The organism is Sphingobacterium sp. DR205 (assembly GCF_011064245.1).
Classification (GTDB): domain Bacteria; phylum Bacteroidota; class Bacteroidia; order Sphingobacteriales; family Sphingobacteriaceae; genus Sphingobacterium; species Sphingobacterium athyrii.
Window position 1 is genome coordinate 6641885 of sequence record NZ_CP049333.1, and the last position, 17945, is coordinate 6659829.

The 17945-nt window shown below is 40.9% G+C and carries 13 protein-coding genes; 4 read left to right on the top strand and 9 right to left on the bottom strand.

Annotated features, from left to right (window positions below):
• Nucleotides 1-2: 2 nt before the first annotated feature.
• The 5 genes from G6053_RS28000 to G6053_RS28020 form a co-directional block, all read right to left on the bottom strand.
• Nucleotides 3-3215, bottom strand: coding sequence for a TonB-dependent receptor (locus G6053_RS28000; RefSeq protein WP_165309252.1), 3213 nt, complete (start codon nt 3213-3215; stop codon nt 3-5).
• Nucleotides 3216-3603: 388 nt separating this feature from the next.
• Complete coding sequence (locus tag G6053_RS28005) at nt 3604-5319, bottom strand: GMC family oxidoreductase (RefSeq protein ID WP_165309771.1); 1716 nt, start codon at nt 5317-5319, stop codon at nt 3604-3606.
• 7 nt (nt 5320-5326) lie between these two features.
• Complete coding sequence (locus G6053_RS28010) at nt 5327-5815, bottom strand: gluconate 2-dehydrogenase subunit 3 family protein (protein ID WP_108634856.1); 489 nt, start codon at nt 5813-5815, stop codon at nt 5327-5329.
• A gap of 87 nt (nt 5816-5902) precedes the next feature.
• A complete protein-coding gene (locus tag G6053_RS28015; RefSeq protein WP_108634855.1) occupies nt 5903-6562 on the bottom strand; it encodes an HAD family phosphatase in 660 nt (219 codons plus the stop codon).
• A 36-nt stretch (nt 6563-6598) separates the two neighbouring features.
• Nucleotides 6599-7234 (bottom strand): DUF6266 family protein, encoded by a 636-nt coding sequence (locus tag G6053_RS28020; RefSeq protein WP_108634854.1) that lies wholly within the window; start codon nt 7232-7234, stop codon nt 6599-6601.
• A gap of 483 nt (nt 7235-7717) precedes the next feature.
• Here G6053_RS28020 and G6053_RS28025 point away from each other — a divergent pair, with 483 nt between their 5' ends.
• The 4 genes from G6053_RS28025 (at nt 7718) to G6053_RS28040 (ending at nt 12261) form a co-directional block, all read left to right on the top strand.
• A complete protein-coding gene (locus tag G6053_RS28025) occupies nt 7718-8329 on the top strand; it encodes a fumarylacetoacetate hydrolase family protein (RefSeq protein ID WP_108634853.1) in 612 nt (203 codons plus the stop codon).
• Between the two features lie 11 nt (nt 8330-8340).
• A complete protein-coding gene (locus G6053_RS28030) occupies nt 8341-10065 on the top strand; it encodes a M23 family metallopeptidase (RefSeq protein ID WP_108634852.1) in 1725 nt (574 codons plus the stop codon).
• Between the two features lie 130 nt (nt 10066-10195).
• Nucleotides 10196-10657, top strand: coding sequence for a thioredoxin-dependent thiol peroxidase (gene bcp / locus G6053_RS28035; RefSeq protein ID WP_108634851.1), 462 nt, complete (start codon nt 10196-10198; stop codon nt 10655-10657).
• A 134-nt stretch (nt 10658-10791) separates the two neighbouring features.
• Nucleotides 10792-12261 carry a glycine--tRNA ligase gene (locus G6053_RS28040; RefSeq protein ID WP_165309253.1) on the top strand — a complete coding sequence of 490 codons (1470 nt, stop codon included), beginning with the start codon at nt 10792-10794 and terminating at the stop codon, nt 12259-12261.
• A gap of 177 nt (nt 12262-12438) precedes the next feature.
• Here G6053_RS28040 and G6053_RS28045 read toward each other — a convergent pair whose 3' ends face one another.
• From G6053_RS28045 to G6053_RS28060, 4 genes are all read right to left on the bottom strand, one after another.
• Nucleotides 12439-13884: a hypothetical protein gene (locus G6053_RS28045; protein ID WP_165309254.1), complete on the bottom strand. Its 1446-nt coding sequence runs from the start codon at nt 13882-13884 to the stop codon at nt 12439-12441.
• 76 nt (nt 13885-13960) lie between these two features.
• On the bottom strand, nt 13961-15679 hold the full coding sequence (locus tag G6053_RS28050; protein ID WP_241254871.1) for a M64 family metallopeptidase: 1719 nt from the start codon (nt 15677-15679) through the stop codon (nt 13961-13963).
• A gap of 157 nt (nt 15680-15836) precedes the next feature.
• On the bottom strand, nt 15837-16697 hold the full coding sequence (locus G6053_RS28055) for an AraC family transcriptional regulator (protein ID WP_108634848.1): 861 nt from the start codon (nt 16695-16697) through the stop codon (nt 15837-15839).
• Between the two features lie 65 nt (nt 16698-16762).
• Complete coding sequence (locus G6053_RS28060) at nt 16763-17869, bottom strand: hypothetical protein (RefSeq protein WP_165309255.1); 1107 nt, start codon at nt 17867-17869, stop codon at nt 16763-16765.
• Nucleotides 17870-17945: the final 76 nt, after the last annotated feature.

The following is a 17945-nucleotide window of genomic DNA, read 5'->3' on the forward strand; positions in this document are numbered from 1 at the left end:
CATTAAAATGTAACATTAACACCCAAAGAGAATGTTTTCGCTCTAGGATAGGAGAAAAAGGTCATGTTTTGTCCAAATTTTCCATTCCCTTGAGCAGTAAATTGAGAAGTCATTTCTGGATCATACTGAGAAGTACTTTCGGGGTCATAACCTTTAAAATCTTTTGACGTAAATAAAAATGGATTATTCGCATTCGCATAGATCCGTAGTCTAGACAAGCCCATCCGCTTTAATACATCCGCATTAAATGTATAGCCAAATTGGATCAAATTTACGCGCACATAAGAACCGTCCGCAACCCAAGAATCGTCCACGTTGGTATCCTGGCCAGCATGCCCCCCATTGGTCAAATAGATCGCTTGCTGCATCGTATTCGGATTCGATCCATTATACGCATCGGTCAAAATTTCCTTCAGACCATTGGTGATGCCAAAACGATCGTAAGTTGAGTGGAAGAACTGTTGCATGACATCTACCCCCTTAACAAATTGGAGATCCAACGTAAAGTCGAAATTTTTATAACGTAAGTTATTCACAAAACTACCGGTCCAATCTGGCAGCCCTTTTCCGATAATTTCTTTCTCGGTTGTACGTTTTGCACGACCTATGTCTTTTACTTCCGCATTTCCTGCATCGACATCTGCCTGTGTATACACACCCAACCTTCTATAGCCGTAGAAGCTATTTAAGTTTTCACCAACACGGATCACACTATTCGCCCCACCAACCCAATCGTTCTTTAGAATATCCGCATTGTTCTCACCTAAAGTCAATACTTTATTTTTGTTATAGTTGGCGTTCAGTGATGCTTTCCATTCAAAATTCTCATTGGTCAAAATCGTACCAGTAATCATCATATCCAAGCCTTGATTTTGAACGGAACCGATATTTTTCATGACGGATTTAAAACCGGTCGCTCTTGGTAGCGGAGTCTCCAACAGGAGGTCTGTTGTTTTTCGACGATAATAAGAAACATCGAAATTTAGGCGATTTTGAAGTAAGCCCAACTCTACCCCAACATCAAATTGCGCTGTTTTTTCCCACTTTAGATCTTCATTTTCAATCGTGCTGACATAAGACCAGGGAACCCGTCCATTATTCAATAAGATTGTTCCCGCATCTACGATCGCCAACGACCTATAAGGATCAATCTCAGAGTTACCGGTCAATCCATAGCTGGTATGTAATTTCAGGTTACTAATGGTCTGATTACCCTTTAAAAACTCCTCATTGGAAACATTCCAGGCGAGTCCTAATGACGGAAAAAATGCATATTTATTGTTCCTACCAAATTTGGATGAACCATCATAACGACTGGTTACTGTGGCAGAATAACGATTGTCATAGGAATAGGCTGCCCTCAAGAAGTACGAATTCATCGCCCAATCATTGTAAAAAGATTCGGGCGTAGCTGGTGTAACACCTAAATTCATTCTATTATACTCATAGAAATCATCCGGAAGGCCTTCCGTCCGCATTTTATCAAAGTCATACGTCTTCTTTTGCCAAGACAAACCCGCCATCGCATTGATTCGGTGTTTATCGAATTGCTTATTATAGGTTAAATACGTCTCTTCCTGCCAATACAAGGTATTTGTATGCGTGCGTTCCGCCCATCCATTCGGTCTGGAAATATTATTCAAGAGCTTTGAAGAGTATCCCTTATAATCTTTCCTATGGTGATCAATCCCTAATTGTGTTTTCAGGTCCAACCCATCGGCCAGATGAAATGTCAATGCCGCATTTCCAAAAATCTGCGTATTATAACGCAAGCGTTTTTGCAAATCCAGAATGGAAACCGGATTTGCCATCCCTTCAAAACTCAGCTGTTCAGCTACGGTAGATGAAGATGAATTCGTATAAAGACCATTCTTATCATAAACCGGATACCAAGGAATCATCTCGATCATCGTACGGCGAGCTTCTTGTCCGCCACCATCTTCAGGAGTATAACGTCCCCAGGTATGATTGACCGTCAAGTTGATTGCCGTAGAGAGCCAAGATGTTGGTTTTGCATCATAAGCCATTTTTGCATTTATCCGTTTATTCCAGGTATTGTTCATAATTCCCTGTTGATCCGTATAATTCAAAAATGCGCCAACGGATGACTTTTCATCCCCCTGTTGTACATTCAATTGATGATTATGTGAAATAGCCGTCCGTGTGGCCTCGCGTTGCCAATCTGTATCATATAAGGGGTTGCCGTTTGCGTCAAAGTAATCTGGATCATTGAACCAATCTTTTTTATTTAAAGACCAAGGTGTCCATTTATCATTCTTGCTTTTCAGTACTTCACTTTGATATTTATTTTCGTTTTCCAATCCAATCATAAAGGCATCTACCCATTCCTGTGCATTCAGTAGATCCATATAGCGTTGCGCAGAACTTACCCCTGCCGATCCCTGGTAACTGATTGTTCTAGACCCATCTTTGTTACCACGTTTTGTGGTTACCAAAATCACACCATTTGCACCCCGCGCACCATAAATCGCTGCAGAAGAAGCATCTTTTAAAACCTCAATGTTTTCGATATCATTTGGGTTCAATAAATTAAAATCTTCCATCACAACACCATCCACCACATATAGCGGGTTTGAAGAGGAGTTGATTGTCGCAACACCACGGATAACGACCCTATTCGCGTTAGCACCCGGCTGACTGGAATTGGAGAAAATGTTTACTCCTGATGCCTTACCCCGTAAAGCATCCAGAGCACTAAAGCTTTGGTCTTTCATCATATCCGAACCTTTTACCATCGCAATGGAACCGGTTACATCTGATTTGCGCATCGTACCGTAACCGACAACAACGACTTCTTCCAATTGGCTCTGATCTTCTTCCAATTGCACGGTGATGGTCGTACCTGCGACAGTCACCTCTTTCGATTTATAACCGACAGAAGAGACTACCAACACATCACCGGATTTAGCTTCCACAGAGAAATTTCCCTGTGCATCCGATTGGGCACCATTTGAGGTCCCCTTAACTGCTACAGATGCTCCTACAAGAGGTTTTCCGGTAGCATCCAGTACTTTTCCTTTCAATTGCTGTTGCAGCTTATGAACTTCTTTTACCAAGGCTTTACCTTCGTGATTCGCTGAAGTTACTACAGCAGCATTGACTTGTTGAAATGTACCAGCAATGACAGCCAATGAGAAAAATAATTTTGATTTTTTCCCAAGCTGCACAAATGATTTTACGTCAACTGTGCTCATATTAATAGTGATTTGGTTTATAAAAACGTTTTAGCAAAAATGCTCTAAACGTCTAGTTTAATTTAGTTTTCCCTGTAATCGATTATAATAAAAGGTTTTAGGTCTTAACCCTTCCCTTATGAATTCTTCCAATTTAACAGTATCGTCCTTAAAAACGTCGGTTATAGTCCATTTTATCAAGCACCTATACGTACAAGAAATGCTAAATCGCTTTTGCTTTTCTTGCAAAAAAAATTGGTATGTTAGTTTGATTTATTCGTTTGGTTTATGTTATTTCTTTTCTTTCTTGATTATGTTTTTGCGTTTTAAAATTTTAGTTTAGGTTGTAAGATAGTATTAAAAATTCAAACGGAGAAAGATTTATTTGCAAAATCTTTCTCCGTTAAAATTATATGTTTCCTTTCTTCATTTCGCTGATTGCATAATCAACTGAACGCGCTGAAAAAGCCATATAGGTCAATGAAGGATTTTGTGTTGATGTCGAAGTCATGCAGGCGCCATCTGTAACGAAGACATTTTTCACCGCATGCATCTGATTCCATTTGTTCAATACAGATGTTTTCGGATCGTGTCCCATACGTGCGCCGCCCATCTCATGAATGTCTAGCCCGGGCGCCTGCCAATGTGTATCCGGACGGATGTTCGTAAAACCAGCATCGGTAAACATCTCCGTCATGACCGCGATGTAATCCTTTTTCATTTTTTCATCGTTCTCATCATAATCGACCGCAATCTTTAACAATGGGATTCCCCAATCATCTTTTTTACTGCCATCCAGGGACACCATACCCGACTCTTTTGGTATAGTCTCGCCCATCATATGGGAACCCACCTGCCAGATCCCAAGCTTCGGATTTAACAGATTCTCTTTAAGTCCTAAGCCTATGCCCGAACGGTCTGATTCTTTACTGCGGGATGCGCCGAACCCTGCTGCATAGCCCCGCAAGAAGTCTGTCTCCTGCTTATGCAGATTACGAAAACGAGGGATATATCCACCGCCGGCAGGATTTCTGCCTTCTGCGGTAAAATCCAGTAGACCTTCGTATTCTGCATAAATACGTGCACTATAATTATGGAAAGCGACATATTTCCCCAATACACCACTGTCATTTCCCAAACCATTCGGAAAACGGTTTGACTTGGAATTCAATAAGATCAGATTAGTATTGATCGCAGCTGCATTGACAAAAATCAATTTTGCATAAAAGTCGATTTCCTCTTTGGAATCTGTATCGATGACACGAACACCTACGGCTTTTCCTTTTTGTTCATCATATAAGATAGAATGAACCACCGAATGTGGACGAAGGGTCATATTTCCGGTTTTAGCGGCCCAAGGAATTGTCGTTGCATTCGAACTGAAATATCCTCCAAAAGGACATCCTCTTTGGCACAGCACCCGATTTTGGCATTGTACACGGCCTTGCTCAATATGAATCTGGTTGGGTTTAGAAAGGTGTGCACAGCGTGCCGAGATCACCTTGCGTTCCGGGAACTTCTTTTGCACCCTTTCCTTGAAATATTTTTCAACAATATTCAATGGATATCCCGGCAGGAATTCACCGTCAGGTAACTCCGGAAGTCCATCATGGTCCCCAGCAATACCTGCAAATTTCTCTACATAGGCATACCATGGGGCTAAATCCGCATAGCGAATAGGCCAATCTACTGCAAAACCATCACGTGCCGGACCTTCGAAGTCAAAGTCTGACCAACGTTGTGTCTGTCTCGCCCATAGCAAAGATTTTCCACCCACCTGATATCCTCTGATCCAGTCAAAAGGTTTTTCCTGTATATAAGGATGCTCTTTGTCTTTTACAAAGAAATGCGCTGCGTCTTCATGAAAAGCATAGCATTTGCTGACAATCGGATTTTCCGCTTTCATTTGATAGGGCATTTCATTCCGATGTTCAAACTCCCAGGGCATCATATTCGTGGTCGGATAATCCTTAATATGTTGCACATCACGCCCACGCTCCAATACCAGGGTCTTTAGTCCCTTCTCGCACAATTCTTTTGCGGACCAACCCCCACTAATTCCCGAACCTATCACTATCGCATCATAAGTTCTATTTTTTTCACTGTCAATATTTAGATTCGCCATGTTGGATTTATCCATTAATTTTTACCGCTCCGTTGTACGGCCCCGGAATAAGCTTATAAATCACCTTATTCTTCATCACATATTCTGAATTCATATAACCTTGGATCGCACGCGATTTAAAAATCTCAAAAAAGATCTTTTCATCCGTTTTATCTTTCAGGTTGGCCAAGGAATTTTCTGTTTCCTTAGCATTGGCCAGATTAAGTTGCTTTCTTAGTTTATTAAAACCAGAGACAAATTTCTCCTGATTTTCCGGCGATTCACAATCATCCACCATCTTAATCACAAACAGGTGCAGGTTGAGTTCCTTTCCCCCCGGTGTATCCGATTTTGGGATAAGCACATCCACAAGATCTCCTAAAAATTGCTCATCCTCTGCTGATAATTTCAGCTTATTCAATACAATCGATGCACCACCATCATTTAGACAGGATGACAAAATTGTCAGTCCGCCTGCGATAATGAAAAATTGCTTTATTGCGGTTCTACGGTTCATAATCAGTGTTCCCTTTACAATTCGGTAATATTACGTATATCCGAATAAAATTACAAATGCTAAAACGATTAAATTATACGACTCCCTTTAAATCCAGTCAGATAACAACTGTTTTGCCTGCTGCAAGTTTTCCACAATGTTATCAACATCTGTTAGTCTAGCACGTTCCACTTCTTGTTTTGTTACCGCAATCAACTGCAAGCCGGCATCTAAAGCAGATCTACTTCCTGTTATGGTATCTTCGATCGCAACACAAGAGTCTCCCGCTAAGCCCAATTTCGTCAACGCCAAACGATAAGGCTCGGGATTCGGCTTCGGAGACTCCACGCATTCCCTTGTCACAAAAAACTCAAAGTAATCCAGCAGTTTATGTTTTCCCAAAACGGTATCCACCGTACTGCGATAGCTTGAGGTCACCAATCCGATCCGAATGTTATTTGCCTTTAGGTAGACCAGAATATCCTTTGCAAAAGGCATTAACTCGATATCGCTCATATTAGAGTCTGCATAAGCGGCACGTGTCCTCTTCCACATATGCTCCTCAGTTGTATCATATCCATAATCTTCAACCAGGCGTTTCACGTTATGCGCCAAGGTGTGCCCGGCAAAATCGCGAATCCAATCGTCATAAGTTATCTGCAGATCAAATTCTTGTTTTAAGATAGGTGCCCAATTTTTAAAGTAGAAATATTCCGAATCAATTAGGGTACCGTCCAGATCAAACAAAACGGATTGTAGTTTATTCATAGTGTTAAAGATACACAAGTAGGCTGAAAAATCCTATTAAATGATGCCACAATAGGCCGAATTTGAAAATGCACCTCTATAAGTGTCCCAATAGCCGATGTAGACATGATATTCAGCTTTCTGATTTAATTCAACCGGTATATCCACAACACATTGACCATCCCTAGCGGATGCAATTGCTAATTTTAATGAACAAAAATCTTTTAAGCTAACGCATGCTAGATTTAACTTATAAATTTCGTCATCATACGTTGGGTTTGGTGTCCATTCCAAACATATACGTCCGTCATTCACACTTACCTTAGCACCCTCAGGCGGTGTTAGATCCCCCACAAATACGTTCAAGTTTTCAAAAGACACGACAGGATTATAAGCAGCATCAAAAGCTAGCACATCATTGAAAACATGTTTTTGCGCAAGCTGAAATGCACCATATTTAGACCCTTTTTCTTTTTTTAGCTCATAGCCAAAATCAAAAACAGCCTTGTTTTCCGCACAAAACTGTCCGACAGCTTTCATTTTTTGGCGATGTAAACGCTGTGCCTCAGTCGGAGGTTTATTACTTTTCCTCCTCGCCCCTCGAATAATCCATTGTCCTTTGAGATTATATCCATATACCGATCCTACTTTGCCCCGAAAACCACCATTGGGACCATCCTCTAATATTGCCATTTGTTAAGTTTTTGGTTTAATTATAATTTCTCTATTTCCAGCTCAACAAATAATTCGTAATAAGGTTTTCATTAGTTTAGATTTAAGTTAATATTGGCTTAGGTTTAGTTTAGGTTTTAGTTAGCTAATACCTAAACTAAACCTAACTAAAACCTAAACAAACCCTAACTAAAACCTATATAAATAAATAAGACTATATGCATGATATCTCCAGTTGCTGTCGATCATTTTTGGATAAGCTTAGGACATTTGTTAAGTTTGTTTTTTCAAGCAACCGAGCGGGCATATCATGCCCATAAATTCGTCGTTCTCTTGAGAAATGTTCCGATATCATTCAGAAAATAGACAGGCATGAAATCTTGATGATTTATTCGGCGTGAGTATGATAAATTCATCAATGACTAAAAAGTAAACGATGAATAGTTGCCATCATAATATAGCGCAAAAAATCTGAAAGCTTCATCGCATTAAAAGACTTACACAATGAAAATAATTGCCATCGGCCGAAATTACATCGACCACGCGAAAGAGCTCAATAATCCAGTCCCTGAAAATCCCATCATATTTTTAAAACCCGACACCGCGGTCTTAAAGGACAACAAAGATTTTTATTACCCCGAATTTTCCCAAAACATCCAGTTCGAAACTGAGGTGGTGCTCCGCGTTTGCAAAGAAGGTAAACATGTCACGCCAAAATTTGCGTCAACTTATTACGATGCCATTGGCCTTGGAATCGACTTCACCGCAAGAGATGTACAGCAGGAACTTAAAGCAAACAGCCTTCCCTGGGAATTGGCAAAGGCCTTTGACCACTCCGCTGTGATTAGCAACATGATCCCAAAGGAAGATTTAGCGGATGTCTATGCGATTGATTTCTCTCTGCAACAAAATGGACAAACGGTGCAACAGGGTAACACCAGGGACATGATTTTTTCCTATGAAGAGCTGATTGTTTATACATCAAAGTTTATCACGCTCCGCAAAGGTGACCTGATTTATACAGGCACACCTGTTGGTGTTGGCCCTGTAGCAATAGGGGATCTGTTGGAAGGATATATCGGAGAACAAAAAATGTTTAGCTGCAAGATCAAATAGAGGAAGTAGAGATGATAAAAAAAACGGCATATTTATTAGGCGTATTGACTTTGTCCGCTAGTATTGTCCAGGCCCAGGATATTATCAAAAGCCGCAATTATCCACAAAACTATTTTGTGCGACCGATGGATATTGCTCCCCAGGCTTCGGGGTCATTTGGGGAGTTACGGGCAACACACTTCCATGGTGGAGATGACTACCGAACGCAACAACGCATCAATATCCCCGTCCATGCGGCGGCAGAAGGTTTTGTTTCACGTGTACGGGTACAAATTGGCGGTGGTGGCAACTATGTTTATATTGATCATCCAAATGGGTATACTTCGGTATATATGCATCTGGAAAGCTTTAATTCAGTTCTTGCCAACATTATAAAAGATGAGCAGTACAAACAAAAACGCTTTGATGTCGATGTATTTCTAAAACCAGACCAAGTCCCTGTCAAAAAGGGTGAATTTATCGCCAATTCCGGAAACACAGGCGGTTCAGCAGGGCCGCACCTACATTTTGAAATACGGGATACCAAGGCGCAGCTGCCCCTAAATCCACAATTATTTGGACTGTTGTTTCCCGATGGTGTCAAACCATTAATCCGTGGTATAACTGTTTATGATCTCGGCCGCGAAATTTTTGATGAAAACACACCCCGTCGACATCAGACTATCCGATCAGTTGGTGACGGCAATTATAGTTTAGCATCTGGCTCCCCTATTCCAGTCAATGGCAACTTTGGACTAGGCATCAATACCGTAGACAGACGCGGCGGTATTTCTTTTACGTACGGTGTTTATTCGATCGAACTATTTCTTGACAACAAAAATATCAGTACCATACTATTCGAAGCCATCCCGTTTGACCAGACCCGGGCGATTCAATCTTATATCGACTACCCTTACCTCAAGAAATCGGGCGTCCGCGTACAGAAAAGCTTCAAAGATCCCAATAATCCTATTACAATCTATAAACACCTGGACAACTTGGGTATGATCGAGTTGAAGGACAATGAAGTCCATGACATAAAATATGTAGTCAAGGATGTGCAGGGCAATAAAAGCGAACTCAATTTTAAAGTACAGAACAACCCGTCTTTAGCGATCAGCCGCAAGCCGGCTGAAGGGCTAAAAATGTTCCATTATGCCGATGAAAACAAATATGAGGCTGAAAATGCACGCGTCTATATGGGGAAAAATATTCTTTACAATGACCTTTATTTTAATTATTCCCAAGGTACCAAACCAGCTAAGGGTTATTCGGCAACGCATTACATCCACAATAGCTATACACCGGTATTTGGTTATTACAAACTGATGATCAAGCCGGACTATAGCTTACCGGAAGGTCTATATGGTAAGGCACTGATCGTCTCCACGGACGGCGGAGCGCAAGGTGGTAAATATGAAAATGGCTGGGTTGTCGCCAATGTGCGTGAATTTGGTGGGTTCTATGTTGCCGTGGATACGATTGCCCCTAATATCACTGCGCGTAACCTGACCGACGGCAAGAATGTATCCAGTCAACGCTCCATAGATTTTACCATCAGCGATAATCTCTCGGGAATAGATACCTTCGATGCTTATATAGACGGGAAGTGGGCTTTAATGAAATATGACCCCAAAACAAGACACCTGTGGCATGACTTCGAATCCCGTCTCGGCAGTGGCATGCACAGCTTCAAACTGGAAGTGAAAGACAATAAAGGAAATTTAAAAACATACGAAGCCTCATTCAGCAGATAGTTTAACTCCTGCGGGGAGCTGTCTCCGTCATGGGCTTTTATTCCCGGATGTTTTTGTGATCAAGTCTAGCGCGCATGATGGATTTTTATCGGATAATATCGTATCTTAATGGACTAAATAGATTATATATATGGCAACACTAGAAATAGGACAACAAGCACCGGATTTCAGTGCAAAAAATCAAAATGGTGAAACGGTCCATCTCTCGGATTTTAAAGGAAAAAAAGTAATTCTCTACTTTTACCCTAAAGACAATACGCCCGGATGTACAACCGAGGCCTGCAATTTTAGGGATAACTATCAATCGTTGAAAAAAGAGGGCTTTGAAATTATCGGTGTAAGTGTGGATGATGAGGCTTCTCATAAAAAGTTTATCACAAAACACGAACTGCCGTTTCAACTTCTTGTAGATGAAGACAAAAGCCTTGTTGAGGCATATGGTGTATGGGTAGAAAAAAACATGTACGGAAAAAAATATATGGGTACGGCACGGACGACCTTTGTGATCGATGAGCAGGGTATCATTCAGCACATCATCAAAAAAGTGGACAACAAGAATGCATCCCAACAGATACGCGATCTGAGCATTTAATGGCCTATATTGATGTCGGGGTTCGAATGCCATTTTATGATGTCAATTTCATTTGGATGGCAATCTGGATCTAATATCTCATATCTAGAATCTTATATCTAAAATCTAAATACTAATATCTATATTTGCCACTTATGAGCAAACAGACAGACGATTTTTTCAAAAGTGTAGTATCACACGCGAAGGAATACGGTTTTGTATTCCAATCGAGCGAAATATATGACGGATTAAGTGCCGTCTACGATTACGGTCAATTAGGTTCTGAACTTAAAAACAACCTAAAGACTTATTGGTGGAAATCTATGGTTCAATTGCACGAAAATATTGTCGGTATCGATGCCGCAATTTTCATGCACCCGACAACCTGGAAAGCATCTGGTCACGTGGATGGGTTCAATGACCCTATGATCGATAATAAAGATTCAAAAAAGCGTTACCGTGCTGACCAATTGATCGAAGATAAGATCGCACGTTATGAAGCAGATGGAAAAACGGCAGAAGCAGCAGCACTTTTGGAAGCGTTGAATACGGCATTAAACGCTGATGATCTTGCTGGATTAAAATCAATCATTGAAGAACACAATATCGTTTGTCCGGTTTCAGGCACCAAAAATTGGACTGAAGTGCGTCAATTCAATTTGATGTTTGCCACACAAATGGGTGCCATGGCAGATGGAGCGGATCAGGTTTATCTTCGTCCGGAAACTGCACAAGGTATTTTTGTTAACTTCCTGAACGTTCAGAAGACGGGTCGTATGAAAATTCCTTTTGGTATTGCCCAGATCGGAAAAGCTTTCCGCAATGAAGTCATCGCGCGCCAGTTTATCATGCGTATGCGTGAGTTTGAACAAATGGAGATGCAATTCTTCTGCCGCCCGGGTACCGAATTGGAATGGTACAACAAATGGAAAGAGACACGTCTAAAATGGCATTTAGCGTTAGGATTTGATCCTGCTAACTACCGTTACCATGACCACGATAAATTGGCACATTATGCCAATGCCGCTGTGGATATCGAGTTTAACTTCCCTTTTGGATTTAAAGAAGTGGAGGGTATTCACTCCCGTACGGATTTTGACCTGAAACAGCATCAGGAATATTCCAAAAAGAAAATGCAATATTTTGATCCGGAGATCAATCAAAATTACATTCCTTATGTCATCGAAACTTCCATCGGATTGGATCGTCTGTTCCTGACTGTTTTATGTAATTCTTTGGTAACAGAGGATCTTTCTACAGCAGAAAAACAAGATGCTCGTGTGGTATTAAAATTCCCGCCAGCATTGGCACCAGTGAAAGCAGCGATCTTACCATTGACCAAAAAAGACGGCTTGCCGGAGAAAGCACGCGAGATCTTAAATACGTTGAAATTGGATTACAATGTTCAATACGACGAAAAAGATGCAATCGGAAAACGCTACCGCCGCCAGGATGCAATCGGAACACCAATCTGTATTACTGTTGATTACGATTCTTTGGAAGACAATACCGTTACGATCCGCCACCGCGATACCATGGAACAGGAACGCGTAGCGATCGCCGATCTTGAACGGATCTTAAATGATTTAGCGGGCTGGAATACCTTGCTAAAAAAACTGCTATAAATTTAATTTGCCCCGAGACAGAAAAAAAGCTGTCCAAAAGGCAAACAGCAAAATCCCTGAGTTGAATTTTGATAAGAGACAACATGGGGAACAACAAAAAAATAGGTGTGCCCAACAAGATCGGACACACCTATTTTTTTTATCTATTCAATTGGCTTATTGGTTTGATTTTTAAGATCAGTATTCTACCACGACATTATCACGCCACTTTTCATTTTTAATCACCTGAAAACCTGGATTCTCACTTATTCCATCGAGTAGTTTTCCTTTGAATAGAAGCTGTACGTTATTCCGAATCTCACTGCTCAGTTCAAATGTACGCGCAAGTTCCCCCTTTCTGAAAATACGCAACTCGTACTTAACCATCTTATTTTCTGGAACATCGCCCATAAACTGATTAAATACAAAGGTTTTTGAATTATTAGCAAAATTAGGAATGACGCTCAGCATGGTATTATCTGATTTTTCATCCACCACCGTTGCGAAAGGATAATATAGGAAAGCATTATGCTGTTGTTTAATTTGAATACTGTCAACAAGATCTAGCCCCTCGGTATCTGTACATTCAAATTTAACTTCACTATAGATCCGGCCCATGGTCAATACCCTCTCAAGGGATTCCCGTACATCAAAAGTATCCCGCACCGCAAATACCGCAGCGGACTGCTCACTGAAAGTATTTGAAACCGAAAGGCTCCTAAGATCCGTCACCGAAGCCGGAATTATTAGTGGCGTAGCTGAATTTTTAGATAGCAGGCTCAGGTAATAAGTTCCTTTGGGCAAAGCGACATTAAACTTTTCTTTTGCATTGAGTGTCCCCGCCTTCACCAGCAGTTTGGTATTGGCGTCAAAGATGTGGTAGTACAATTTATCAGGCAAAACAGATTGATCGGTCGTTCCCATAATTTTGACATTGTCCATTTTAAAAGTCCCCGTACTTTCGTTGTAGTTACTTCCACCGTTTCTATTTCCCGCAAATAGCGTTAATTTTAACCAACATTCCTTGGCTGCCGTTAGCGTAATCGAATGGAGCGATTGCTCCACTGCTAGCTTCCCTGAAATAGTAAGATTTGACGGGTAATGAATTGTATCGGCTAAGTTGGTAAATGTAGCACCTTGATTGGTCGAATAGCTCAATACTAAAGCTCGGGGTCCAGTGCCCGAACTATTGGCATCAAAAGTCAGGTTGGCCAAAGTAGCAATGCCCGACGCTGGTATCTTGATCAGAATCTCCGTGGCTCCTTTGAAGCTAATGCTTTTTCCGGACGTTGGCCAACCGGCGACATAGCTATAGTCGGTTTTACCATTATTGTAATCGATGACAGCTGCGTCCTCAAGCGCTATAGTTGGGTCAGCGTTTCCATTATCAAAATTCCAATGGTAGAGGAGTTGATTTTCTGCGCCGCTTCCGGTGGTCGACGCACTTTTGGATTTGGGCGATTGCGCTTTCAAGGGGCTTACAATCGTTTCAAAATCTTTGATTTTGAATGTTACTGCATGTGTTTTTTCATTGCTTTCTTCAGGAGGAAGTTTTGCATTTTTCTTACAGGAGGACGTTACGGCTAGCATCACGATGAATAGGCACGAAAAAATTCCCCATGTAGACTGGGTTTTCGTTTTCATAATTATGAATGATTTATAAGTTAACTAACCGGCAGATTAAAATTAACTTATAAATCATTAGCCATCAATACTGTAACTAAAAAATTACTTCCGTTCGATCACTCTTGCAGGTCGTCTCTTTATCTACTTTTTGGACATAAACTTTTCGGACAGTCATGGAGCGATCGAGAACAAGTTTATTATTTGCACCCGTTGGGCGCACATATTCCCCATTGAACGCATCCCATTCGTAAATCGGGCTACCATCTGCATTCAACCAGATATAGTTATAACGTGTATCCGGTTTTTCCTGTACGGTCAACTGCACCTTATTTTTCTTTTTGTCAATCCTGATACGGATGTCCTTGGGTTTTTCTACTTTGGCCAATGTTTTCAATAGGATTTCCGATTGTTGTGAAGTTTTGTCTTTCCAATGTGCGACAACATGATATTTTTTTGACTGCGAAAGATTTCGGATAAAGACATTTGTTCCGGTTCCGATAGGTATACCGCTCGCTGTCTCATACCAGCGATATTCAAGTCCTGCGACGGGCATTTTGACCGTAAGTACCTGATCGCCCCCAAAACAGGTTTCCAATGTATCCGCCCAGCGATTGGTGGGTTTGGCAAGCGCATTGGATTGAAGCTGATTAAGTTTCCATACAATAGAATCTCTATAGTTCAGATAGCTCGGGTTCCGAAGCAGATCTGTCGTATCCTGAATAATTACTTTCAGTTCATTTGCGCCGCTATGCAGCATTCCAGGATCCAGGTAGATCGAATCTATATTTTGGGCAATGGTTTCATTATTTAGAGACCATATCAGCTTAAATGTATTCGGTGAAGGTTTTGCTAAGCGCAAAGTAAATTTCTGCACACTGTCTAAGGTCAGCACATTATTTAATATTGGTTTTACAGCAATAAAGGGACTCGATTTTCGCTTTATTGAAGCCACGAACTGTTCTTGACAAACGGGACAAAACGGCGCCAAAAGGTATTGCATTTTGCAGTATTCATGCGGTCTGAACCAAGTTGACGGAGATCCTTTCCCGCCATAAGAATAGATACCTACGCCGTCTTTTCCAAGCCAATATTTCCAGGGAACGGCATTTACATCAGCCGTTTGGGAACGATTGACAGATTCGATGGCATATTGATTTCCTGCCCAATATTCATCAGCCAGCTGAGCAAACGAATGCCCGATCTCGTGGACAGCGATATCATTGCTTTTAAAGTTGACCGTTGAGGTGGCCCACTTCCCTCCCGATCCGCCATAAAATGGTGAATTGACCAATACTACAACTTGTGTATAATTGGGGATATGTGTTTTTAACACTTCTTCAATACGCTCATTTTTTTGAGGCACCACGAGACGGTGCAGTCCACCGTTGTCAAAGCTGCTGCCGAAAATTGTTTTGGGATGCGTGACTGGCACAGCATGATCTCTGGCGAATTTATTATAGCGTTTTGGAAATTTACCAAGATCGGTATCCCCTTGTACGCAGTCACTTGCTTTGCAATCATGTGTAGCACCGGATTCTTCGGATATCGTCCGAATAGCAAATACATTAAAGAAACTGCTGTATTGTTTAAAAGGTTCTATTGAAAAAAAATAATTTGTGAACTGCTTGGAATCTGCCGCATAATCCTCTAGTTGATCTTTTGTGTAGCCGTCGCCCAAAATAACCAAGTTCACGATATTGTTTGCTGTTCCTTGGTATTGTAAGGTGTCAATCTTGAAATTTTGAGATTGGGCTGTTGCCGGGATCAGATAGCCTAATAACGCAAACAGGATAAAAATTAAGTTTTTATTCATCGGAGTAACAATCGTTAGACTCCAAATTTAAGGTTTTCGTATCCCTAATCGTTACATTTTATTGCCGAGTGCTTCTCCGATATTGTCCACTGACGGGATCTGTAACGTCATACGAGACACCTCTTTCCAACAATATTTTTAGTGTACCAAGGATGGCTTAATCCCGCATCCGATGTTCCTGCACATATTCACTTGGTGAATGTTTTGTAATCTTTTTAAACACCCTGTTAAAATTGACCACATTGTTGAACCCTGTTTTAAATGCAATATTGGAAACGCTTTCAGACGATTCGTCAATCAGCATCTTACAGGCTCGTTCAATTCGGATCTCATTCAGGAAGGTCACATACGTCTTGCGCGTGTGTTTTTTAAAATACTTACAAAATGCGTGGGGAGTCATGTGAGCTACTGCTGCTATATCTTCAAGGGAGATTTTATCGCCAAAATGCTGAAAGGTATATTGAAATATTTCGTTGATGCGCAAGCCTTCCGCATCCGAAAATTTCTTCTGGGGGATACCTGTATATAAGGAGGTCCATTGATCGACCTTTTTACTCAAAAAATTAATCAGCTTGACAAAGGATAATAAGCGATCTATTCCGGCACTTGTATTGATCTGGACAAATTTATCTTTTAGTGCGACAGCATGTTCGGCATCCAATTTCTTACTGACATTGATATGTTCCAAAAAATATTTGACATCGTCAAATTCAGGGAAATCCAGAAAAGATTTAAAATGTTCATAATCGAAGAAAATATGAATCGCATGAATGCCATCCTTGATATCCTCTCCAGTTTTAAACATGTGCGGTTCATCTGCATCAACGATATAGATTTCATCCTCTTCAAAACTGTGGGTAAAGTTGCCGATCATAAAGGTCCCCCGCCCTTTTAAGATATAGGTCAGTTGGATCTCTTTATGCCGATGGTAATTACTATAGAAGGAGGGTAAGATATCTTCCTGCACACAAATAGATCCTTGATAGACCACCGGAACCGTAAATTGAACAACTTTCATCGTCTATTGAAATAACAAATATTAAACCGTTAATTCAAATATACCATTTTTTAAGACAATAATCGTTAATTTTTAACCAAAAACTCCTCAACCTTAGCAATGAACTTCGGTAAAGTCGGATCTTCACCAGTGAGTGACAAGATTTTGAAGGTCTGTGGATTGATCCATAAATAACTTGGCGAACGGTCTATACCAAAGTCATTTTCCATTGTTGCCCGATCATTTGTATTTAAATAATAGCTATGAGGCCCCAAAGCGAGGGAGTTGCTGGTTTTGATCCAGGCATCTTGATCAGCATCCAAAGAAAAGTAAATAACCCGCACTCCCATTGCCTTTAACTGCGTTTCTTTTTTGCGTAGTTCAGTAACATCAGAAACACTATATTTACTGGCTGCTTTCCAGAACGCGGCGATCAACATCTTGGCATTTGAAAATTCACTGATTTTTAGCGAATCCCGTTGAACATTCATTGGTGTGATGGGTGGAAAGACGGGCATATTCTCGTAAAAATCTTTCACCCGATCTACTTTCTCACGCGCAAATTTATAATAAGGATGTTTTTGCAGAGTCGCATCGAAACGTTGTAGTGCAGTATCAAATTTTTTGAAGTTATCCGCATCGATGGAAACATATTTGAAAAAGTAAGGGAGAACTAAAGACGATTGATGTGTACTATCAAGGATAAAATCAGCATATAAACTGCGAAGATTGTAAGGTTTACGAGCTGACAATCGCTGTATTTCGTCAATAGTTTTCTCGTAAGATCCATCATTGCGGAGAGCCATCGCGGAGAGCTGCCCATTTAATCCACCTATTCTGGCGATCTTATTTTCCTCCTTCAATTTTTCTTCTTTTTCACGCTGGCGATAGCGTTCCGTAAACTGAACAAAATCCGTTGCATTACCGGAGGTTGTAGTCAAGGTAATGTCGCCTTTATTTTCTTTCAGTTCATAGTCACTTCCACCTTCCAAAAACAGGATGTAAGGCTCTCCACCATTGATCTGAATTGCATAAAAACCAGTCATTGCCAATTCACCTTCTAAGACAAATTGCCCGTTCGTTACACTTGTTTTTGTAAACTGTTGCATTTTATTTTCAGGATCGATGAGGGTCACTGAGCTCCCCTCCGTAGCACTTGTTTGCCCAGTTATTTTGTACGCGAACGTCTTCAACAGCTCTTCTTTCTTGGCTTTATCTGTCTTCTGGGAACAAGCAGCTGCTCCCAGAAAAATAAATAGAAAGCAAAAA